Raw genomic sequence first — 21,088 nt, forward strand, 5'->3', positions numbered from 1 at the left:
CTATGGTGGTTGACAAAAGATGGTGACCTTACCTGTCTCGCGCTCTATGAGCGGCACTACTCCTGCAAAAACAAAAAAAGACGGAAAGCGCAGTTCGTCGGACCGGGCGAAGCAATTGTGCTCAGAACACTGTCCGGCGACGCTGTCTTTGTTTGGCGATACGCCAAATACCGGGCTGATGGACAATCCGGCGTCGAGTGCTCCCTTTTCAGAAACGAGAGTGGCCATACCTCATCTGAGCTTATCCGACAGGCTTGCGCCATCGCTGATAGAGCTTGGCCTTGTGAAAGGTATTACACCTATGTCGATCCGGGCTCAGTGCGGAGTAGCAATCCCGGCTACTGCTTTATGGCCGCTGGATGGCGTCGGGTCGGATTAAATCGTGCTGGTTTGTTGCTGTTAGAAAAAACCCCCGGACGATGATCCGGGGGTTTTGTTATTTGGCGGGTTTAGTGCTTCGAACAGATCGTCTTGATCCGTCCAGGTATTTAGCGACAACAATATCTAACGCCTCCGTAGCATCGTGGGCGCGTACTGTATAAGTGCCATAAATCGTTGCGACCTCCCACTCCGGTTCTGTTTCTCGATCGGCAGGGGGCTCAACGAACCCATATGATAAAGCGCGTTCTCTGAGACGGTCTGCAAACGTGCATATGAGAGTTACGGCAGCGTCAAAGTTGTCCGCATTTAAAACCTCTTTTCTAGGATGATAAAGCCGAACGACAAAGCATTCTGTGTCCACAAGCTTTTTAAAGTCGCCAATCAACGCACGGCCCATGTAGGCGTACGTCCAATCGTCCATCTCGCGCCATTGCAGTTTCATTTCCGGCCGTTCATCATTTGCGCATCCAATGTGCCTTTGATGACTAACTCAGCCTCATTGGCGACCCATTCACATGATGCGGCACATACGATCATAACCGACTGTGTGACAGATGCCTGATTGGACAATGATTTGAGTAACTGAGCCGTATGATACATGACCTCGGAAATCTGTTCTGCTGAGCTATACAGTTCTTTGGTAACGCTCTGATTTGAGGTGATCATTTGTGTTGTTCCTTTCGAAGGGAAGATCTGGTGACCGGAGCTTCGAAACACGCAACACAGACGTGCGCTCATGCCTTTGGGGTTTCCCCTTGGACATAGCATAAGCACTCCGGTCATAGGATAAGATGGTCATAACGCTGCCATTGTCGTGTGTTTGGCTTTCGAAGGCCGTGCGCGGACCTTGCATGTATAAGTCGGTGATGTCAAGACCAACTGTGTGCAAGCAGTCCTGATCTCTTTATTGCCCGACAAACTCATCGGCGCAGCGTAACGCCTTATGAAATAAGGCGGAGCGCGGTGCGCGCCGATGTCCGCTTGATCGTCACAGACGCGCCCGGACCCGTCTGTCAGGCCCGACGCGGCAGGCCTGCGGCGCGTAGCGCCATAGCGGGCCGGTGCGCCGCGTCTCCGCATATCCCAGCCGTTGCCCCAAACCCGGACCCGTCCACGCAGCGCTAATCGTCAGCCCATACCCATACCCTCACCCCATGACTTTCAAAAAAGGTCTAATACGGCGCACTACAGAGTGCTTGTATTGGCCAAATCCTTATAAATTCAGGGTTTCCGAAGCTAATACGCCTAATACGCGCAAACGGAATTGCGTGCCTATGTAAAGGCATCATGTGCGCGCCCATGTATGCACGTATATATAAATATACGTATTAGATGTATTAGATGTATTAGAGAGCTTAAGCCTCAGAAAATGCGGAAAAAATGGTAATACAGGGCGAAATGTGCCATTGTATTAACCGTATTGAGCCGTTTTGATTAAAAAAAGGGGCGAATAATGGAAAGCCTGTTCCCCATGGGTCTCGTGCCCCCCTCCGGCAGCGCCGAAAAAAAACGCGGTCGGCCAAAAGGCGCGCGGAACAAGGCGGGGGGCGATCTGGCGAAGTGGTTTGCCAGCCAGACCGGCACGACGCCGGGGCAGCAGCTCATTGAGCTGGTCGCGGTCACGCCGAGGGATATTCGTCTGGCGAAGGCATGGGCTAAGGACTCGAAAAACCAAGTCTTTTCAGCGGTCGGCGCTGATCCGCGCGCCTTCGCGCCGCGCGTCCTAGCTATGATCTATAAGGCCGATCAGTTCGCCAAGGTCCACCGCTGCACCTTGGGCGAGGCATGGTCGATGATTTTTCGGGGTATCGACATGCTCTTGCCGTATTGCCACCAGAAGCAGGGCAGCGCCGAGGCCGAAAAGCCTGACCTGCGGCCCGTGCTGTTCGTGGATGGTGGCGCGCTGGGCCAGCATGGCAACCCAAGCCAAAGCCTTGATAATCAACAAGATTTGCTATTCGGTCCGATGCCGGTCACAGATGGGGGGTCACAGATACCCCCTGAAACCGTTGCGCGGCAAGGCTTTGCGGCGTCTGGCGAACAGGATTGACAATCCGTTGACCTTGGCCGGGGGATCGGTGACCCCCGGCCCCCCTCGACCCCCCACCCCCCAATTTGACCCCCGGCCCGTCTTCAGAGTGGGGCGCGGGCTCCGCCCGATATTGGAAAAATTTAAAAAGCCCTGCGGGCGACCCCTTGGGTCCCTTTCGGCCCCCTGCCTCTGACCGTGTGACACTGGCCAAAGTTTCCACCGTCGTACAGGGTCGGGGTTCGGGTGTCCGTAGCTATGTCAAAAGGGCCTATACTGAAAGACCTGCGCAACAGCGCGGGTCCGGTGGCCCTTGCGTTCGAGACCAACAACGAAACGGTGTCGGTCATCATCGGCCCCACGGGGGGCGGAAAAACGGAGAGTTCTGTCAGAAGAATTCTTCGGATTGCACGCAGTCAGCATCCTAGCCCAAAAGATGGGGTGCGCAAGTGCCGAATTGTCTGTGTGGGGAGCACATACCGGGACCTGTGGGACAAGGCTATCCCGTCCTATCAGAAGGTGTTTGATCCGAAATGGGGGCATTGGCAGGGCGGTAAAGGTGATCCGGCCAGCCACACGCTTGATTTGATCATGCCCGAGCCTGACGGGCGCGGTGGCCTGGTTCAAGTGCCTATCCACATCGAAGTGTGGTTCCGGGCCAAATCGGGTGAGCAGTCGATCGAAGACTTTGTGCGCGGGCTGGAATGTACCGCGTGGTGGCTGCAAGAAATGGATCAGCTTGATCAGGCTATCCTTTCGCTCTGCGTCAACCGTGTGGGGCGCTATCCAGAGCCGGATGACCGGCATACGCCGGAGCATGTGGCGGCCATGGGCTGGGCCCCAGCCTTCACGGGTGTGTGGGGCGATAGCAACATGCCCGTGGTCGATAGCTGGCTTTACAACATGGCCTTTGTCGAAAAGACCTTCGGCCCCGGCCTGTTCCTGCAACCGCCTGCCATCCTTGAGGACGGGACGGAGAACCCGCGCGCGGAGAACCTGCACAACCTCAGCAAAATCCCGATCAAGGCGCAGTACCGCAGCTATTACCACCAGCTTAGCGCCAATATGGAAGAGTACGACACCAGGCGCCTGCTTAAGCTGGTCAAGGCGTTCGACCGGCGCGGGCAGAAGGTGCACCTGAAATATAGCCCGGCGCGTCATGAGGTCTCCGGGCTTTTGATCGACACCCACCAGCCTCTGATTATCGCCTGTGATACCGGCGACACCCTTAAGCACGCCGCCGTCTTCATGCAGCCGACGGTCAACGGGCGCGTTCGTGCCCTTGACGAAATCAGCCCCAAGGACCGGCAAACGAGCCTTGAGGAATTCGCCTCTGAGATCGTCGCCAAGTATCGGATGCGGTTTGGACGTGTCCGGCACGTTCAAATCGTGTGCGACCCGGCGGCAGAGGCCAAGATGTCCGTGCAGGGGCAAAACCGCGAGGTTAAAATTACCTATGCGCAGTATCTAGCCATGCTCACAGAAATGGATTGTGAGAAGGCCGAGACAAACGATCCGGGCTTTCGCAAGGGGGCGGTGACTGAGTTTCTGGATTTGCATGACGGGCTTCTGATCGACCCAGAGCATTGCCCCGACCTCGTGGCGGCCATGGACGGTGGCTACTGCTATCGCAAGGTTGGGAACAAGGTGTCGCCGCACGTCGAGAAAAACGACTATTCGCACCTGGGCGAAGCGCTGGAGTACGGCTGCCTTAAGCTCAAGCGCGGTGTGCTTTCGGCACCGGGAGGGTCCCAAAGCGCCCCCGACAATTGGGCGGGTTATGATCAGCAACCTAGCTATTCGACGGGTTACTGAGATGAGTTTTTTGACGCCGAAAGCCAAACAGGTTCAGCCCGCCGCCGCGCCCTCGGTGGTGGCCTCGCCTTCCGAGACGCTGAACAGTCTGGCGAGGCTGCGCAGGCTCAGGGGAGGGCGCAACTCATTTGAGGCGTCTTCGGCGTCCAGCGCCGCCACAGGGGGCCAGACGAAGCCCAATACGGTCACGGGGGTACAGGCCTGATGAAACTTCGTCCTGAGCCCAGAGACTTCGATTGGATCATGCGCCGTTGGGCCGACATGAAACAGGTCCGCCAGCATCGGGAAACCGAATGGCAGATGATCGCGGACTATTTCCTGCCGCGCAAAAACTTCCTTGTGCAGTCGGTGAAAGGGGCGGGCGTGCCGCGCCGCGTCATGACGTCCAAGCCGCAAATGGCGCTGGGGCGGTTTGCCGGTATGCTTGTGGGGTATCTGGTTGATCCGACGCGCCCCTTTATCAAGCCGAATGTGTCGCAGGGTCTTGTCAATGCGGGGCGGCGCATCGACCTTGACCGGGACAGCGCCGACTATCTGGACAATCTGGGATGGTCGATGTTTGACCGGTTCATGTTACCCAAGGCCCGCTTCATGCCGGCGCTTAATCAGGTGGCGCTTGAGCTGGGGGCATTTGGCACGGCAGTCATGTGGGTTGGCCGTAAGCGCGGCTGGGGGCCGCGCTATATGAGCCGTCCGCTTCGCGCGTGCTGGATTGACGTTGACGACAATGATGTCGTCGATACCGTCTTTTATGAGTTCGAGTTGCCGCTTGAGCTGCTGGTGGGGCGCTATCCCAAGGCGCTGCAAAATCCTGACCTCAAAAAACTGTATGAGGACAAGGATAAGAAAAACCACACCAAGAAGATCAAGGTGCTGCATTGCATCTATCCGCGAGAGGGCGGCGAGGCGGGGGGCATTGCCGAGCGCAAGCCTTATGCCGAGCGCATCATTGCGCATGAGTACAAGGGCGCGGACCTGTCTGAGAGCGGTTATGACAGCTTTCCCTATGCCGTGCCGCGTCTGGGGATTTCCGAGGGCAATCCTTACGGTCAGGGGCTGGCGTGGATTGCCCTGCCTTCGGCCATATCGCTCAACCGGATGCAGGACCTTGTTGAGTATGGCATCGGCACGCGGGTAGCGCCGCCCATGTTTGTGCCCACGCGCTTGTTTAAACAGCCGTCGCGTGACCTTGGCTATTTCAACTATTACGATCCAAAGCTTTTGGGTTTCAGTTCGCTCAAAGACCTTGTGCAATACATGCCCGCCGGGGGTGATGTCGGTATCGGCGTCGATTGGATGCGCTACCTGTCTGAACACATTGACGATGCGTTCAACATCGACTGGATGAAGCTGCGCGAGGCGGGCAACGTCACGGCGGAAGAAATCGCGGAACGCCGCTCTCTGCGCATGACGGCTCAGACCGGTCTTCTGGCGGCGGTGGATCGTGACCTTATGGGTGTGCTGGGGGACCGCACCTTAGAGGTCATGAGCGAAGAGGGCATGATTGGCGAAGCGCCGCAGCAGCTCAGGGGCGTGGACGTCGATTGGGATTATGCCGGGCCGCTGGCCATCGCGCAGCAACGCAACCAGTATCAGGCGGTTCAGTCGCTCATCGACATCACCGCCAAGATCGCCCAGATCGAGCCAGACGCCGCCGCCGCGCTTCAGGTGGAGGAATGCCTGCGGCTGGCGTCCGAGGCCCTTGGTGCGCCGCCTACGGTTCTGGAAAGCCGTGTCGTCTATCAGGAAGAATTGCAGCGCCGCCGCGCGCTCAGGGAACAGGCGCAGCAAGCCCAGATCGCCCAGGCGGGCGGCGCGGCGATGCGGGATGCGTCTCAGGGCGTGGCCACTATGGCGCAGGCCGCGCCTCAGCCCAGCATGGGCATGGCCATGGCGGCGTAGGGGCACGGCATGAGCGAAAACATTCACCCGTCTATCCTGATCGGCTGGGACCTTGTGGGGGCCGTGCGCAAGGCGCGCGATCAGGAAAACATCCAAAGCGTCTATCAGCGCGTCTTTGCCAATGATGATGGCCGGGCCGTGCTGATCGACCTTATGGCTCGATCAGGAATGATGGAGCGCAGGCCGCCCAGCATGTCCGCCTCAGAGCGGTTTCATGCGGACGGTATGGCGTCCCTCATGATCGAGGTTTTAGACCTTGCAGGGGTTGACGTTTACGAGCGGAGCGCGGCCCTGCAAGCCGCCACCGCTCTTGATAGCCACATGGAGCGTGCACATGGACCAGATTTCTCAAGAGGCGGTTACGACCGAAGCGCCGGAAACGAACCCAATCGATCAGACCTCGACAGCGTCACAGACCCCTTCGCGGATGATTGACACTCTGCCTGAGGCGTTACGCAATAGTGAAACGCTGGCAAAGTACCTCAACAAAGATACCCAAGACCTGAACCTCGAAGCTCTGGTGAACGCGCATACCCATGCGACGGGGCTTTTGGGTGTCCCTGCGGATCAGGTTATGCGCCTGCCTAAAGACGGAGACGCGGAGGGGTGGGCGAAATTCAATGAGCGCATTGCTGATCAGTTTTACGCCAATGCCCGTCCCGCCGCCGCAGACGCCTATGAGTTCAACGGCGTTGATCTCAGCAATCCGATAGACAAAGCCTTCATCGAAGACTTCCGCGGCACTGCTTTTGAAAATGGTGTGTCTCAGAAGCAAATGGACGGCTTCATGAAATGGTTTGGCGAGGCCAATGAGCGCATCAACGCCCAGATCATAGAACAGACAAAGACCGAGCGCGCCGCCAATCAGGCCGCGCTTGATCAGGCGTGGGGTGAAAAGGCGCAGGTCTATAAGACCGAAATTCCCAATGTGGTTGCCAAGCTGGCGGAAAAAGCGGGCCTGTTCGATCCTCAGAACGGAGAGACGGCGGAAAAGGTATTGCAGGCGCTGAACATCGAAGGCGATGCAATGGCTGACAATCCGACGCTGATGCGCCTTCTGGCCGTGGTCGCGGACATGACGGCGGAACCGGAGGTTTTGCCGGGGACGGCCCGCACCATTCCGTCAGGGCAGGGGGCAATGACGCCTGCGCAAGCCAAAGAGGCACTTGACGCCTTCATGGCCAATAAAGACAAAACCGAGCCGTTTTATAATCCCGCTCATCAGGGGCACGCCGTGGCCAAGGCCGAATGGCAGCGCCTGATTAACGCAATGCACCCTTCGTCCGGGGGTTGACAATAAAGCGGTTTCAGGCATCATCCGTAACTGATTTGATCAGGATACCGGCTTAACGCCGCCCGGTGATCAAACCTCATCGCGCCCCGTCCCGATTTCGGGGGGATACCGCAACCCATCCAAACATCAAAAACGTTTTAGCGCTCCCGTCAAACGGGCGCGATGAGGTTGTTATTATGAGCGACAGCACCGCACAATATGTGACGGCGGTCACTACCCAGCTTGGGAATGTGCCGCAGCAAATGCAATCCGTTCTGGCTTCGTGCGTTTCGTACAATCCGAACAACACCACGGGTAAGGAAGCGATCATGTTCGATGATCGCGGTCGTACCGATCCGAAGGAAACCGACACTAAGGGCGGGCGTATCGAACCGCGCGAGCTGAACGGTGAGCGTCGGGGCGGCTACTTCACCGGTGACGACGACTGGTTCTATATCTGGGAAGAAGACAAGGTCCGTATGCTTCTTGATCCAACCTATGCCGACATGCAGTCGCTGATGGCCGGGAAGGAACGCAAAAAGGATTGGGACATCGTCAACAATCTGCTGTTCGGCCTGACTGCCAAATCGACTGGTGGGGTCAATAAGCCGCTGGATACCACGGAAAGTCTGGCCTCCGGCCAGATCATCGCCGCCGACAGCCGACTGCACCTGCACGCTGATGAAAAGAGCCGTGTTGCCGCGAGCGGCCCGCTGCATCTCACCATTGGTAAGCTGATCCTCGCCAACAAGCTGCTTTCGGCGGGACAGGTGCGCGGCAAGAAATACATCGCCGTCGATGAAAACGCCAAGGCCAACCTTCTGGCCTCCATCCCAGTCACGTCTTCGCTCTATACGAAGGCCGAAGCGCTTTATAACGGCACCGTCGATTTCTTCATGGGCTTTACCTTCAAAGAGCTTTCCAGCGACGAAGGTATCATCCCGACCTATACCGAAACCGGCGATCTGGCGGCTTCGGAATATCCGGCGTGGATCGACAGCGGCGTCTATTACGAAGAACGGCCGATTACGAACGTGAGCGTTCAAAAAGACTATGGCATCCGTGGGCATCCGACGCAGGTTTACTACAAGCGCGAACGTGCCTGGTGCCGGCGTTATCGCCGCGCCGTGGTCAAAATCAAGTGCACGAACGCCGAGCAAATGGCGTAAGGCCGTGACGGCGCAAAACGCGCCGTTATCTGCCGCCGTCGTCTCAAGTTTTTCACCCTTCTGGGATTTACGACAATGACTGACCGTTACGGTTCTTTTCGCGGTGCGCCGATGCAAACCACGCCGCCCCGCCCTCCGATTGGTGCGCTGGGTGGTGAGTTCATCAAGCGCCAGTGTATCGACAGCGTCGAGCTTGCGGCGGCCCCTGTGGCTGACCGTATCTTTTTGGGTAACTTCCTTCTGGAAGCTATTCTTGACCCGTATGGGTCCGATTACTCTTACGATGCGCTGGGGGCGAGCACCACGCTTTCCATTGGCGACACCGCCAATCCCGCTGCGCTTGCCGCCGCCGCCTCGACGGCTTCGGCGGGTACGCGCAAAATCATGGCGTCTGTGGGGATTGAAAAATATCCGATGCCGCTGTGGCAAGTGCTGGGTTACGCCTCCCTTGAGGCCGCTATCGCAGCGCAATCGCGCAAGAATGGCACCGTCAACCTTTATGCCACTATCGGCGGCGCGGCAGCGACCGGCACGGTGACGTGGCAGATCAAGGGCTGCGACGCCTAACAGAACGCGCGGGCGAAGGGATTGCACGCAAACTGTCTTTTCCGTCTGCGCTTTGGTGGCGGCCCCGCGTGAGTAAGGGGCCGCCATTTTCATTTACAGGGGGCCGATATGGCGTCGAAAGTCGAAATCATAAACATGGTGCATGGCCATCTGGGGCAGGCGATCATCGAAACGTCTCTGTCCGGTGACATCCGCGAGGCCACCCGCAAGGTTCTGATGTTTGCGGATACGGCCAAAGACCTTGTCCTGTCTGACCATGATTGGAAAAACGCCACCATGGATATTGAGTTGCAGCCGCTATCCGGCGTGGTGGCCGGTCGCTGGACGCATGTTTATGGCCTGCCCGAAGGTTTCCTGCGCGCCTCGGTGATTGATGTTCGCACCGATTGGGAAGTCGGCCTTGTCCTTAAAAACGGTGTGCCGGTGCGGGCCATCAAATCCATGGCGGCGCTATCGTGGGCCAAGGTGGTGGTTTCGGTGCCGTGGGATGTCCTGCCGCTTCACCTCATGCTGGCCACGTCGCTCAAGATTGCCGAGCTGGCGTGCAATATCGTCACGGGTAAGGTGGACAAGGTTCCGTCGCTCAGGGAGGCTTATGCCGCTGCGCTTTTGGACGCGGCGCGCGTCGAAAGCTACAATCACGGCGTGGATCAGCCGGACATTCAGGGTTACCACCTGTACCGCCGTCTGGCGGTCTGAGGTCCCAAAACGCCCCGTGTTGCGCGCGCGCGTAACATGGGGCCATGTTCAAGAATAACTTCACATCCGGAGAGCTTTGCCCCGACCTGTGGGGCCGCTCTGACCTTGCGCAGTTTCAGAACGGCGCGAAGGAAATGCTTAACCTGATCCCGCAGGTCACCGGCCCGGCCCGTCGCCGCGCCGGTTTCTGGTTTGCCGGGGCCACGCGATACGCCGATAAGCCCGCGCGCCTGATCGAGTACGTCCGGGCGCTGGACGAGGCCTATGTCATCGAGATTGGCGACGGCTATACCGGCGTCTGGGGCGTTGATGGCGTTCGCATAAATCTTGGCGGGGAAGACGCACCCTATATTCCCGGGCCGTATGCCGACGAAGATTTAAGCGGGCTGCGCTGGAAGCAAATGGGAGATGTGATCGTCTTTTTCCATGCCGATGGCCGCAAGCCCAAGCGTCTGCAAAAGGTGTCGGAAACCTCATGGAATTGGGGGGATTATGTGTTTGAAGACGGGCCGTGGTTCCCTGAAAACACGGATGCCAGCAAGACGATTTCTGCCTCTGCTGAAAAAGGCAGCGTGACCCTTACGGCGACCTTTCCCGCCTTTCATGCCGGGATGGAGGGTGCGTTTTTCAAGTTGCGTTCGTCAACCGGCCTGCCCGGTATTCAGACGTGGCAATCCGATTATGACCCCATCGGCAATGAAATGCGATTGTCAAATGGCCGTGTCTATTACGCGACCAACGCCGCCTCTGGCGATAAAACAGGTAATACGCCGCCGCAGCATGATCGCGGCAACGGGTCCGATGGCGTGGTGGATTGGACCTATCTGCATGACAATTCCGGCGTGGTTCAGATCACAAGCGTTCTAAGTGCGACCTCCGCCACGGCAACCGTGATCCGCACATTGCCGACGCTAGGCGCGCTCAACGCCGGGAAGCGTGAGTACAAGCCCGTCAATACCTACGCCATTCCGGACACACCGGCATGGTCTGAGAGCATGTATTCCGATTATCGCGGATGGCCGAGTGCATGGCCTGAGTTGCGCGAGGAGCGCCTGATCGTCGGGGGCAGCGCCAGCGCCAAAGACCGCTTCAACGCCAGCCAGAGCGCGGGCTACTATGCCGATAAGGCCACGTTCACGCCCGGCCTTGGCACCGGCACGGTGCAGGATGACGACGCCATTCAGGGCTTTGTCGGTGACGACAGTTTCAAGGCGCAGGCCTTTGTGTCCACGTCGCTCCTGATCGCCCTGACGCACGGTGGCGAAGGCGTGATTGTGGGGGATACGGGCGAAGCGCCGTTGACGCCGGGCGGAGCCAAGCCGCGCGCCCTCAGCCGTTTTGGCTGCGCCGATGTGCGCCCGGTCAAGGCGCAGGAAAGCGTCATTTGGGTGACGCGCGGTAGCCGATCCATCCGTGATCTTACCGTGTCGGCCTATGACTATCCCGGTGTTTCGACGGACCTCAGCTTTATTGCCAAGCACATAGCCGACAAAAAGTTTGTCGAAATCGCCTATGCCGCCGCGCCGTATTACCAGCTTTGGACGCGGCAAGCCGACAACAGCCTTGCCAGCTTTGTCTATAACCGCGAACAGAACATCAAGGGCTGGACGCAGCAACAGCTTGCCGGGGGTATGACGGTCGAAAGCCTCTGTGTCGTACCCGATGCGCTGGGCAATGATCGGCTGTGGATCGTGGCCAAGCGTCGCAAGGGCGGCGCGGATCAGCGGTTTGTGCTGTGGATGTCTGATCCGGATGATCGGATGCGCCTTGACCTTGCCGGGCGGCGCTATGACGCCACGCCGACGGGCACGGTAACGGTTGGCGCGCACCTGAACGGAGAAACGCTTACCGTGTTGATAGGCGACGGCGACGGGCGGTTTGCCAGCGCCGGTCCCAACATTGTGGTCAGCGGCGGCAGCATCACCTTGCCTATGGAGCAGACGGCCAAAGAGATCATCTGGGGCCTGCCCTATACCTGGCGCTATCGCAGCCTTCCCTTCACGGCTGACGATCGGCAGGGCCGCAAGTTCAGGCCCACCGAGGTCAGTGTCGCCTTTGAGGGCGTATTCGTCCGGGCGTCTGTTGAGGGCGTTGACCGTTGGGATTGGGATGTGTCGCGCGACCTTGGCGACACAGAGGCTTTGACGCCCAGACACCGGGTTGAAACTCTCAACCTTGGCGGCGCGGATGAGGAAGACCCGTGCATCGTCATCGAAGGCGATGACGGCTTCGATTTCATACTGAAAAGCATTCAGACGGTGGCGCAATAATGGGAACGTGGATCAGACCCTACCGCGACGGGGACGAGGCCCGTTGCTATCTCAGGGAAGACATGCAGGCCGAATTTGATGCGCTGCAACGGCGGGTGCATGGCGGCCCGAAATGGACGCTACAGGCCGGAACCCGCATCCTTGGCATGGGTGGCCTTATTGATGATCCGGCACGCGGCACGCTCGATCTTTGGGCGCTTGTCGGTAGTCAGATGACCAAGCGGCATTGGGTACTGGTTTATCGCCACGTCACCGAAATGATCCTGAACGCCAAGATTGCCAACCCGGATAAGCAAATCTGGGTCAATGCATCCCGCTGTCCGGGGGCCGAAGCGTTTATTCTTAAGCTCGGTTTCCTGCCCAGCGCCAATGAAGGGGAATTCTATGTCTAGTGCAGCCTTGGCGTCTTCGGCGGGCGGATCATCGGGCGGCGCAAAAGGCGGCGGCGGTGGCGGCGGATCGTCTTTGGCCGGATCGGCAATCAATGCCTTCGCCTCGCTTTTGGGCGCGTTCAACGCCAATAACGCGGCCAAGGCCCGCGCGCGACAGCTTCGCATGGAAGCCGACCGGATCAATATGGAGGCCGGGCGCAGCGCCATGGAAGACATGCGCCAGTCGTCGAAAGCCGAGGCGTCTGGGTTTGTGAGCGCGGCGGCGGGCGGCGGTTTCACCGGATCGGCCATTGACGTGATGAATGAGTTTGTCGGGGACAGCCTCTATAACGCCCGCGCCCTGATCTATCAGGGCCAGACGCAGGCCCGGAACGCCCTTTATGAAGCCAATGTGGCGCGGGCCGAAGGCAAGAATGCGCTGATCGGCGGTGTGCTTAATGCCGGAGCCTCGTTGTTGGGGGGATATGGGCAGTACCGTGAAAGTCGCGGCATGGCCTCCACCCGTGGGTCTGAGGGTAACCCTGCCTCAGCGCCGTCGCTTACGCCGCGCCCGTCATGGAGTGGGGCGGGGTATGGCGGCTACAATAACCGGAGGATGTTCTAAATGGCCAAACTGCCCGGTGTGGCGCGTCGTGACCTAAATGGCGCGTCGATTTCAACAGATGTGGTCAGGCCTACGGATTTCGGTCTTGGGGCGCTTGGCGATGCCATGGAACGTTTCAATGCGTCTGAGGACCGCATAGCGCAGGAAAACGCGCAAAGAGCGCTGACGGGCCTAGATACGGCCTATAACGACACCTATGGCCAGCTTGAGGCCACGCGCGACACGACGCGCCCCGGCTTTGCCAAGGCGGCGACCGACAGTTATGACGCGCTTTCCGCCGGTACGCGCGCCATGTTGAATGAGCGCGAGCAGCGCTTTTTCGATCAGATGAATGACGCAAACCGCGCGGGCCGTGTTCAGCGGGCGGCGGATGTCGAGAACGCCGACATAGGCCGCATCGTTCAGGCGCAGCAAGAAGCGGTGCGCGCGTCCGAAACGTCCAAAGTCCTCACCGGTTTCAACATCGACATCATGCAGCAGCTCAAGGATGATGAGCGCGGCGATGTGATGTTGCAGCCGGATTATGAGGCTACGGCCACGGCGCGATTTGATCAGCGGGCGCAATCGCTGATCGACGCCGCGCCGGAGTGGCAAAAGCCAATCCTGACGCAACAGGTGGCACAGTTGCGGTCTAAGGTTCAGCTTGACCTTCGCGGGACGCTTATGCGGGTGAATGAAACCCAGATCCGCGAAAACTCGAAACAGGTCATCGGCAACCTTGTCAACGCGGTGCGCCTGAGCCCTACAAAAGACGCCTATCAAACGGCAATGACTGAAGGAACCAAGGCAATCAGCGCCTTGCCGCCAGAGCAGCGGATACAGGTTATGGCATCCATGCCGACCACCTTCCTTGGCGCCATGGCCGATAGCTATGTCGATAATCAGGATGCGGCGGGCCTTGAAGCCTTTTTGCAAAGTCCGGATTTTGAAGCCGCCAAGGTGATGCAGCCGGAAGTCTTCGCGCGGTTTCAGGGGCAGGTCGCCACGATCCGCGCTTCGGCGGCGCAGGCGGCGGCGGCGCAGGCCTTAGAGCAGGACATGCAGGATGAATTGACGCGAATTACCGTCACGGGCGAAGGCGCGTCTTTGAGCCAGGCGCAGTTCATCAAGGCCTATGGCCCGGTTGAGGGGCCGGTGCGATTTAAACAGTACGGGCAGGCCGCGACGGAAGCCAAGGCAGACTTTGGCCTTACCAAGACGGCCTTGACCCAGACCAGCGCGCAATACGCCGAAACCATAGCGGCCATGAAGCCCGCCGATAATGACCCGGATTATGCGCGTAAATATGCACGGTGGCAGAAAGCGCGCGAGGCGGGTGATAGGGTCTTTGCCGCGCGTCAGGCGGATGGGGCCGGTGCGGCACTGTCTATGCCAGACTATAACGCCAAGTGGCAGGCGGTGCAGTCCGGTCAGCCGGGGGCGGGCGAACAATGGGCCAATGGGGTTGTGGCGCTGCAAAAACAGTGGGGGCATTCCGATGCGCAGCTCAGTGTCCTGCCCGGACGTGCGGCCAGAAGCATCGTGAACGCCATCAAAAAGGCCCCGCCGGATCAGAAGGACGAACGTCTTCTTGAGGCGTGGAATACGCTGGGGGGCTTTGGCCGCTATGGCGGGCTGGGGCTTCGGGATTTGCAACGTGCGCGCCTTGACGGCACGGATGCGGCCATATTGAACCAGACGCAGGGTGACCCGGTCGCGCTGGGGCAATATGCCTATCTGACGGGACGTGCGGCGCAGATCAAGCTGAATGAAAATCAGACCGCGTCTTTGAAAAGCGCAGTCGATGAGGCCATGGACGATTATGTCGGCACATGGGCCTATTCCCCCGCCGGACAGGGATTTGGCGGCAATCTTAAACAGGCGGCCTATCAGATGGCCAGAGGCCTGAAAGCCGATGGTAAGGGCGATGATGAGGCGGCGCGCGACGTGGCCAAGCTTCTTATTGAGCAGCGCTACGCCATAAGTGACCGGCTGAATATCCGTGTGCCGCGCGCACTGGCTAATCAGCAGCGCGTACAGGTGAAGCTGAAAGGCGGACTGTTCGCGCGTCCGGCGGAAACCGATGGATTGGGGGCCGTCACGCTTGGGCTGCAATACATCAAGACAGACCTTGAATTGGGTCGCCGGGCGTTTCAACCGCGCCAGACCTCACCGGGCCTTACTGCGGATCAGGAGCGCGAGCGCGAACGGTCGCAAATCAAAGACCGGGGTGTGTGGATCAATACCGAAGACGATACGGGCGTCATGTTGACCGTGCCTTCGGCCACCGGCGGGTTTCGTGCCGTTTTCGGTGAGGATGGCAAGCCGATTGTCGTGACGTGGGAACAGGCGCAACGCCATGCGTGGGAGGGTCTGTAATGCCTTTGCCGGGATATATTGACGGGCCGGTCACCGATCAGTCCGAGGCCGACCGTCAGGCGGCATTGACGCCCGCCACGCAACGCGACGTGCGCGGCGTCATGTTTACGGGCGGTGAGGTGGGTTCATTGACCGGCCTGACCGGGGGCTTTCTGGGGCAGGTGTGGGATCAGGCCAGAGGCCAAAATCAGCGCATGTTGACGCCTGCCGAAGCCAATAGCCGATATGGCATCGACGGCGAACTGAGTTTCACCGGGCCGGTCACCGAAAGCGATGCGGCCTATAAACACCGTAACAAGCGCGATGAAATCTATCGCCGCGATGTGTTGAGCCGCAATGACAGCGTCGGCGGCCTTGAAGGCTTTGCGTTGTCCCTTACGGGCGGCATGGTTGATCCGGCGGGCATGGTGGTCAACCTTATCCCTGTGGCGGGCGAAGCGCGCATGGCCGGAACGGTGGGTAAGGCGGGCCTTGCCACGCGGGTGGCGCGCGGTGGCTGGGCCGGGTTCAAAGGCGGCGCTTTGTCGGGAGGTCTCACCTATGGATTGTCCAGCTATGCGGGCCGGGATTATGGCCCGGAAGATGCGGCCATTGACATTTTGGGCGGCACCATTTTGGGCGGCGGTATTGAGGGCCTTTCCTATGGTTATGGGGCTTTGCGCCGTGCCACGCGCCCCAACTATAGCGATGCGGCGTTTGACGCCCTCATTCACCGCGAAAGCCGAGGCCAGCAATTCGGCGCGGATGGCCAGCCGTTACGGTCGCCGAAAGGGGCAATCGGTGTTGCTCAGGTCATGCCCGGCACAGCCCCGGAAGCGGCGCGTCTGGCGGGGCTTCCCTTTGATGAGGTGAAGTATAAAACCGATCCGGACTATAACCGCGCGCTGGGGCGGGCCTATTTTGACAAGCAGCTTGAAACCTTTGGCGGTGATGTGGACAAGGCATGGGCGGCCTACAATGCCGGGCCGGGACGTGTGCAAAAGGCGATGAACACGCACGGGGCCGACTGGCTTAGCGCCATGCCCAAGGAAACGCGCGATTACGTAGCCGCCAATCGCGCCAGAATGGCCGAGAACGGATATGAGGCCGATGTGCCCGCCATGCCGGAAACGCCGATGGCAAGGCCGCGCGCGCCGCTCCCTGTACAGGCTTTGGACGCCATAGATCAGGCCGGGGCCACGGCCAAGGCGATTGGCGATTTTGCCGATGATGGCCGCGTCGATGTGGCGGAATTGGTCCTTAAGGCCGCCGACCGTCCGCGTGCGGCGCGATCACTGGACGAAGCCGGTGTGGATTTGCAAATCCCGGCGCGCGTCTATGACGCCGATGTGGCGGCCACGGTGCGCGGCACGAATATTCCGGTGCGCTTTGCCGTGGTCGAAGCCCGTGATTTGATGACCAGCCATGATGATGAGCTAAGCCGCAACCTGATGTATCCCGAAGAGATGCAGCCGCGCGAACGCGACCGCGCGGGATCACAGGCGCGGTTGCAGCGCATGGAGCGTGAATTCAACCCCTTACGGCTTTTGACGTCACGCGAAGCCGAAGGCGGCGCGCCGATCATTGCCCCCGATGGCACGGTGGAAAGCGGCAATGGCCGAACCATCGTGATCCGCCGTGGCTATGCCAAGGGGGCCGATTATGCCGCCAAGTATCGTCAGGCGCTGATTGACAGCGGCTTTGACGTGAAGGGCATGGAAGCGCCGGTTTTGGTCCGCGTCCGCACTCAGCCGATGGACGGGCCGCAGCGCGTGCGGCTCAGCCGTGAAATGAATGCCGACACATCCGAACGCATGGGGGTCACCGAGCAGGCCTTTGTGGACGCCGAAGCGATGCGCGCCGAAGACATCGGCCTTTATCAGGGCGGCCTGATCACGCGCACGCAAAACGATGCCTTTGCCCGCCGGTTCCTTGAACGCGCAGGCGCGGGGCAGGAAAACGACCTGATCGACCCGCAGACCAAGCGGCTCAGTCAGGCGGGGATTGAGCGGATGCAGGCCGGCATGGTGGCCAAGGCGTTCGGTGACCGCGATTTGGTCTTCTCAATTTTTGAAACCGGCAACCCGATGATGAAGGCGCTGGGGAACGCGCTTTCGGACGTGGCCTCGACCTGGGCAAAGATGCGGTCCATGGCGCAGGCCGGAGAATTGACGCCGGGGGCCGATACGACCGAAGCGTTGAAGGAGGCTTTGGCCTTTGTGCGCCATGTGCGTGATCAGCGGCTCAACATGGCCGAGACGATTGAGAAGTGGGCGGATCAGCCGGTTTTGTTCGGTGGCGATGCGCTTAGCCCGGAGGCGCGTGATTACCTTGACCTGTTTTTCAAAGACAAGGATTACCGGGTTCAGCGCCGCGCCGACGATATTGCCGCCGACCTGAAAGACCTTGCCGAAGCCGCCATGGCCAGAACCGGCGGGGTTGATTTGCTTGGTGACGTGCCGGATTTTGATGTAAAAGCGCAGATAGAGGTTTTGCGCGCTAAAGCCGTGAGGAATGGACGCGATGGCGTTGAACAGTTCGCAGATGAGGGCGGAGGGCCTGAGGGCAATGGCCGATGGTTTTCAGCGGATCGCCCAGCGCCGGGCGAAAATGCCGGACCCGGACTTATCCCCGATGCAGGCCAAGGCGGCGGAAAAGCGGCTGAGGGCACTGGCGGAACAACTGAGCCCGGCAACGCCACCGCCGCCGAAAAACCCATAAGGCCCTACGTCCCGCAGGACGATGAAACCCGCACACTTATGGCCGAGGTGGACGCGCTAAGGGCCGAAACCGCCCTTACCCCTGAGCCGATTGATAATCCTGATTTGCTGGCCGAAGCCGTGAGGGCGGCGGCGTTTTGCGTGAGCCAAGGGATCGTCTGATGTTTGATATCCGAAAGAAGCATGACCCTTGGAATGTTTATCGGATAGGCTTCATAGGGCTCACGCCTGTCTATCCCGATGATTTCAAATGGCGGGATGGCGCGACTTACGCCCTTGCTTTGGCTGGGGGCACACTTGATGCGCCGTTCCATTCCGAAGCCGATTTCATGGAGAAGGTGAAGGATGAGCCGCCGGAGCCTGAGTGTCATTTTATTATTGTTTTGCTTGATGCGCCTGACCTTACGCAGGCTCAGCGCCGTCTGATCCGTGCGCAATTTGGAAAGATCGTCTGATGGCCAAAGACCCTCGTTTGTGTCATGCGCCGGTCAGAGCGGCGGTTAAGGGCGCGTTTTCGGATGACGAAATTGAGCGCATCGTTGAGCGGTATATCGCCAAGAAGTTAGCGAAAAAAAACGCTAATCCTATGCTTACGGATGCCGATGCGGCCCGTGAAGCCGCGCGTGAACTCACCAAAGAAGAGGTTATTTCTGGCCTTCAATCGACGCGGGCGCGGGCTATGTCTGAGCGTGCCAAGGCCGCGCGCCGCGCCGATATGGCGCGTATGACGGGTAATGAGGTTGACCGTCTTGAGGCCCTGACCATCGGTTCGGAAAAGGCCGGTTTCGGCGGGCTCAATAGTGTGGACGCCATGGGTGGCGCGCTACAGGCCGAAATCATTGGCGACATCGAGGAGGGATTGCGCGCGCGCGGCGTGTGGAAGCGCGTCACTTCGATACTCAGGGACCGTGCATGGGAAGGCCGCGTGGCGCAGGACATGGCGCATCTGAACGGCGGTAAGGGTGGCCCCAGCGGCGATGATATGGCCATGGCGGCGGCCAAGGTGTTCAACGCGGCCTTAGAGCGCGTGCGCCTGATGCAGAATGACGCCGGGGCATGGATCGGCAAGCTGGACGGCTATGTCGTTCGGCAGACGCACGATCCGGTCAAGGTGTCGGGGGGGTATTTCAACCGCGCGGATCAGGAAGCCGCGCAAAAGGCATGGGCGGATTTCATCACGCCGTTGCTTGATCCCGCGACGTTCGACGGCGTCGATAATCCGCGTCAGATGCTGAACGACATATGGTTCAATATCGTGGCGGGTAAGCACGATGTGTCCAAAGGCATTGACGAAATCGAAGGTTTTTTGCCGAAGGGCGGCGCGGCGCGCAACGCTTCGGGTGAGCGGGTGTTGCATTTCCGGTCACCCGATGCGTGGATGACGTACCACGACGCCTATGGCCGGGGGTCTTTGTTTGACGCCATCACGCAACAGGTGCGGCGCGGCGCGCGTAACACGGCGCTGATGCGTCGTTTCGGGCCAAACCCGGACATAGCGTGGCAGAACGAAATCACCGAGGCGATGAATTCGGCCAAGGCGCGCGGCGACGGCAAGACCGGGGAAAAGCTACAGAGCCGGCGCATGGCGGCCGCCTATGAGGCGATCACGGGTGCGGCGGATGCGCCTGAAAACCTCCGCCTGGCTATGGCCGGTTCGCTGTTGAGGAAACACCAAAGCGTGGCCAAGCTGGGGGGCATGGTGCTTTCGGCGTTCGGTGACCTTCAGGTTGCCCACTATCAACTTCACCGTGCCGGTGTGCCGTGGTTGCAGGCGTGGGGCGGTGTGCTGGGTGGTATAACGCGGCTTGGCGGCACGCGCACGCGCGAAGCGGCGGCATTGCTCGACGCCGGGGCGCGAATGGCCATCGGTAAGATGGCGTCCGGCGTCAATATGCGCGACGGGGCGTTGGGGTTTTATACCGCCGCCGGTCGCTTCAATATGATGGCGCAGGGCTTTGAATTCTGGAATGACGGGTTGCGGGCCGGTGTGGCGTCCATCTATGGCCGTCGCATGGCGCAGCTCGCCAACCGGTCCTATGACGATGTGCCCAAGATGTTCCGCCGCACGCTGGAACGATACGGGATCGACGCCAAAGATTGGGACAAAATCAGGCTGAATACTCAAACCATTGAGGGCGAAACCTTCATTGTCTTTGATGGCCTTGACGACGCGACGGCCACCAAGGGCCGGACGATGATGCAGGACATTCTCGATAACGCCACGTCCGAAGCACGGGGCCGTGAAAACCGCGCGCTTAGTTTCGGTGGCTTGAAGCCCGGCACGGTCGAAGGTGAGGCGGTGCGCGCCTTCCTGCAATTCTGGTCCTTCTCGACGGCCTATATCAATCGCTCTCTGGCCCCCGCAATCCGCGATGCGCGCGACGGCCACGCGGTTGCGCCGCTTGTTCAACTCATCCTTGGGACCACGCTTTTGGGCTATGCCAGCATGAGCGCCAAGGATTTGGCCAAGGGGCGTGAACCGCGCCCGGTCAATACCAAGACCGTTCTGGCGGCCATGGTGCAGGGCGGTGGCCTTGGCATCTATGGAGACTTCCTGTTCGGAGAGAAAAGCCGATACGGCGGCGGGCTTCTGGAAACCTTTGGTGGCCCAGCCGTCAGCGACTTTGCCGCCCTGTATAATCTGGCGGGGACGTTGCGCGGCGTGGCCACGGAAAAGGACGCGGCCAAACGTCCGAAGGGCCTGAAAAACGCAGGCGATCAGGCCTATTACATTTCCAAGTCGCAAGTCCCTCTGATCAATCTGTGGTACACGCGCGCGGCGCTGGATTACGCCTTGTTCTGGCGGGTTCAGGAGGCGATGGACCCCGGCTGGGCCGCGCGATATGAGAAGCGCGTCAAGCGCGAAAACGATCAGGAATTCTGGCTTAAGCCCACCGAAGCCGTGCAATAAGGTCCCAAAACGCCCGCCC

Annotated in this window: 19 protein-coding genes; 15 read left to right on the top strand and 4 right to left on the bottom strand. The window is 59.6% G+C overall.

Going from position 1 to position 21,088, the window contains the following annotated elements; translation table 11 throughout:
- The 3 genes from EM6_RS02470 to EM6_RS02480 all read right to left on the bottom strand — a co-directional run bounded on the left by EM6_RS02470 (position 1) and on the right by EM6_RS02480 (position 1,119).
- Positions 1-228, bottom strand: a complete 228-nt coding sequence (locus tag EM6_RS02470) for a hypothetical protein (protein ID WP_126420043.1) — start codon at positions 226-228, stop codon at positions 1-3.
- 208 nt (positions 229-436) lie between these two features.
- The gene (locus EM6_RS02475; protein WP_126420044.1) at positions 437-823 is read right to left on the bottom strand and encodes a hypothetical protein; all 387 of its coding nucleotides are present in this window, start codon (positions 821-823) and stop codon (positions 437-439) included.
- Positions 820-1,119 (bottom strand): hypothetical protein, encoded by a 300-nt coding sequence (locus EM6_RS02480; RefSeq protein ID WP_126420046.1) that lies wholly within the window; start codon positions 1,117-1,119, stop codon positions 820-822. The genes EM6_RS02475 and EM6_RS02480 overlap by 4 nt, the downstream gene beginning before the upstream one ends.
- 715 nt (positions 1,120-1,834) lie before the next feature.
- Here EM6_RS02480 and EM6_RS02485 point away from each other — a divergent pair.
- On the top strand, positions 1,835-2,431 hold the full coding sequence (locus tag EM6_RS02485) for a hypothetical protein (RefSeq protein ID WP_126420048.1): 597 nt from the start codon (positions 1,835-1,837) through the stop codon (positions 2,429-2,431).
- A gap of 444 nt (positions 2,432-2,875) precedes the next feature.
- Positions 2,876-4,225: a hypothetical protein gene (locus EM6_RS02490; protein ID WP_126420050.1), complete on the top strand. Its 1,350-nt coding sequence runs from the start codon at positions 2,876-2,878 to the stop codon at positions 4,223-4,225.
- Positions 4,226-4,258: 33 nt separating this feature from the next.
- Here the strand turns inward: EM6_RS02490 and EM6_RS17290 are convergent, their stop codons facing one another.
- Entirely contained in the window at positions 4,259-4,414 is a 156-nt protein-coding gene (locus EM6_RS17290; RefSeq protein ID WP_172961112.1) for a hypothetical protein, read from the bottom strand.
- Positions 4,415-4,429: 15 nt separating this feature from the next.
- Between EM6_RS17290 and EM6_RS02495 the strand changes: the two genes are divergently transcribed.
- The 13 genes from EM6_RS02495 (at position 4,430) to EM6_RS02555 (ending at position 21,069) form a co-directional block, all read left to right on the top strand.
- The gene (locus tag EM6_RS02495) at positions 4,430-6,127 is read left to right on the top strand and encodes a portal protein (protein ID WP_126420052.1); all 1,698 of its coding nucleotides are present in this window, start codon (positions 4,430-4,432) and stop codon (positions 6,125-6,127) included.
- 9 nt (positions 6,128-6,136) lie between these two features.
- Positions 6,137-6,562 carry a hypothetical protein gene (locus EM6_RS02500; protein ID WP_126420054.1) on the top strand — a complete coding sequence of 142 codons (426 nt, stop codon included), beginning with the start codon at positions 6,137-6,139 and terminating at the stop codon, positions 6,560-6,562.
- Positions 6,555-7,421, top strand: coding sequence for a hypothetical protein (locus EM6_RS02505; RefSeq protein WP_126420056.1), 867 nt, complete (start codon positions 6,555-6,557; stop codon positions 7,419-7,421). The genes EM6_RS02500 and EM6_RS02505 overlap by 8 nt, the downstream gene beginning before the upstream one ends.
- 176 nt (positions 7,422-7,597) lie before the next feature.
- Complete coding sequence (locus EM6_RS02510) at positions 7,598-8,569, top strand: phage capsid protein (protein WP_126420057.1); 972 nt, start codon at positions 7,598-7,600, stop codon at positions 8,567-8,569.
- 75 nt (positions 8,570-8,644) lie between these two features.
- The gene (locus EM6_RS02515) at positions 8,645-9,136 is read left to right on the top strand and encodes a hypothetical protein (RefSeq protein WP_126420059.1); all 492 of its coding nucleotides are present in this window, start codon (positions 8,645-8,647) and stop codon (positions 9,134-9,136) included.
- 108 nt (positions 9,137-9,244) lie between these two features.
- A complete protein-coding gene (locus EM6_RS02520) occupies positions 9,245-9,835 on the top strand; it encodes a hypothetical protein (protein ID WP_126420061.1) in 591 nt (196 codons plus the stop codon).
- Positions 9,836-9,879: 44 nt separating this feature from the next.
- Positions 9,880-12,105 (top strand): hypothetical protein, encoded by a 2,226-nt coding sequence (locus tag EM6_RS02525; protein WP_126420063.1) that lies wholly within the window; start codon positions 9,880-9,882, stop codon positions 12,103-12,105.
- Complete coding sequence (locus EM6_RS02530; protein WP_126420065.1) at positions 12,105-12,497, top strand: hypothetical protein; 393 nt, start codon at positions 12,105-12,107, stop codon at positions 12,495-12,497. Before EM6_RS02525 ends, EM6_RS02530 begins: the two co-directional genes overlap by 1 nt.
- Positions 12,490-13,101, top strand: coding sequence for a hypothetical protein (locus tag EM6_RS02535; RefSeq protein ID WP_126420066.1), 612 nt, complete (start codon positions 12,490-12,492; stop codon positions 13,099-13,101). The genes EM6_RS02530 and EM6_RS02535 overlap by 8 nt, the downstream gene beginning before the upstream one ends.
- The gene (locus EM6_RS02540; RefSeq protein ID WP_126420068.1) at positions 13,102-15,459 is read left to right on the top strand and encodes a hypothetical protein; all 2,358 of its coding nucleotides are present in this window, start codon (positions 13,102-13,104) and stop codon (positions 15,457-15,459) included. It begins immediately after the preceding gene.
- On the top strand, positions 15,459-18,320 hold the full coding sequence (locus EM6_RS02545; protein WP_126420069.1) for a transglycosylase SLT domain-containing protein: 2,862 nt from the start codon (positions 15,459-15,461) through the stop codon (positions 18,318-18,320). The genes EM6_RS02540 and EM6_RS02545 overlap by 1 nt, the downstream gene beginning before the upstream one ends.
- Entirely contained in the window at positions 18,320-18,613 is a 294-nt protein-coding gene (locus EM6_RS02550) for a hypothetical protein (RefSeq protein ID WP_126420072.1), read from the top strand. The genes EM6_RS02545 and EM6_RS02550 overlap by 1 nt, the downstream gene beginning before the upstream one ends.
- On the top strand, positions 18,613-21,069 hold the full coding sequence (locus EM6_RS02555) for a hypothetical protein (protein ID WP_126420074.1): 2,457 nt from the start codon (positions 18,613-18,615) through the stop codon (positions 21,067-21,069). The genes EM6_RS02550 and EM6_RS02555 overlap by 1 nt, the downstream gene beginning before the upstream one ends.
- The last annotated feature ends 19 nt before the right edge of the window (positions 21,070-21,088 follow it).

The organism is Asticcacaulis excentricus (assembly GCF_003966695.1).
GTDB classification, from domain to species: domain Bacteria; phylum Pseudomonadota; class Alphaproteobacteria; order Caulobacterales; family Caulobacteraceae; genus Asticcacaulis; species Asticcacaulis excentricus_A.

Coding starts and splice junctions, on each gene's coding strand:
- EM6_RS02515 (WP_126420059.1), top strand. CDS start 8,645: ATGACTGACCGTTACGGTTCTTTTCGCGGTGCGCCGATGCAAACCACG.
- EM6_RS02480 (WP_126420046.1), bottom strand. CDS start 1,119: ATGAGCGCACGTCTGTGTTGCGTGTTTCGAAGCTCCGGTCACCAGATC.
- EM6_RS02495 (WP_126420052.1), top strand. CDS start 4,430: ATGAAACTTCGTCCTGAGCCCAGAGACTTCGATTGGATCATGCGCCGT.
- EM6_RS02540 (WP_126420068.1), top strand. CDS start 13,102: ATGGCCAAACTGCCCGGTGTGGCGCGTCGTGACCTAAATGGCGCGTCG.
- EM6_RS02520 (WP_126420061.1), top strand. CDS start 9,245: ATGGCGTCGAAAGTCGAAATCATAAACATGGTGCATGGCCATCTGGGG.
- EM6_RS02510 (WP_126420057.1), top strand. CDS start 7,598: ATGAGCGACAGCACCGCACAATATGTGACGGCGGTCACTACCCAGCTT.
- EM6_RS02550 (WP_126420072.1), top strand. CDS start 18,320: ATGTTTGATATCCGAAAGAAGCATGACCCTTGGAATGTTTATCGGATA.
- EM6_RS02475 (WP_126420044.1), bottom strand. CDS start 823: ATGAAACTGCAATGGCGCGAGATGGACGATTGGACGTACGCCTACATG.
- EM6_RS02555 (WP_126420074.1), top strand. CDS start 18,613: ATGGCCAAAGACCCTCGTTTGTGTCATGCGCCGGTCAGAGCGGCGGTT.
- EM6_RS02485 (WP_126420048.1), top strand. CDS start 1,835: ATGGAAAGCCTGTTCCCCATGGGTCTCGTGCCCCCCTCCGGCAGCGCC.
- EM6_RS02530 (WP_126420065.1), top strand. CDS start 12,105: ATGGGAACGTGGATCAGACCCTACCGCGACGGGGACGAGGCCCGTTGC.
- EM6_RS02500 (WP_126420054.1), top strand. CDS start 6,137: ATGAGCGAAAACATTCACCCGTCTATCCTGATCGGCTGGGACCTTGTG.
- EM6_RS02470 (WP_126420043.1), bottom strand. CDS start 228: ATGGCCACTCTCGTTTCTGAAAAGGGAGCACTCGACGCCGGATTGTCC.
- EM6_RS02525 (WP_126420063.1), top strand. CDS start 9,880: ATGTTCAAGAATAACTTCACATCCGGAGAGCTTTGCCCCGACCTGTGG.
- EM6_RS02535 (WP_126420066.1), top strand. CDS start 12,490: ATGTCTAGTGCAGCCTTGGCGTCTTCGGCGGGCGGATCATCGGGCGGC.
- EM6_RS02545 (WP_126420069.1), top strand. CDS start 15,459: ATGCCTTTGCCGGGATATATTGACGGGCCGGTCACCGATCAGTCCGAG.
- EM6_RS02505 (WP_126420056.1), top strand. CDS start 6,555: ATGATTGACACTCTGCCTGAGGCGTTACGCAATAGTGAAACGCTGGCA.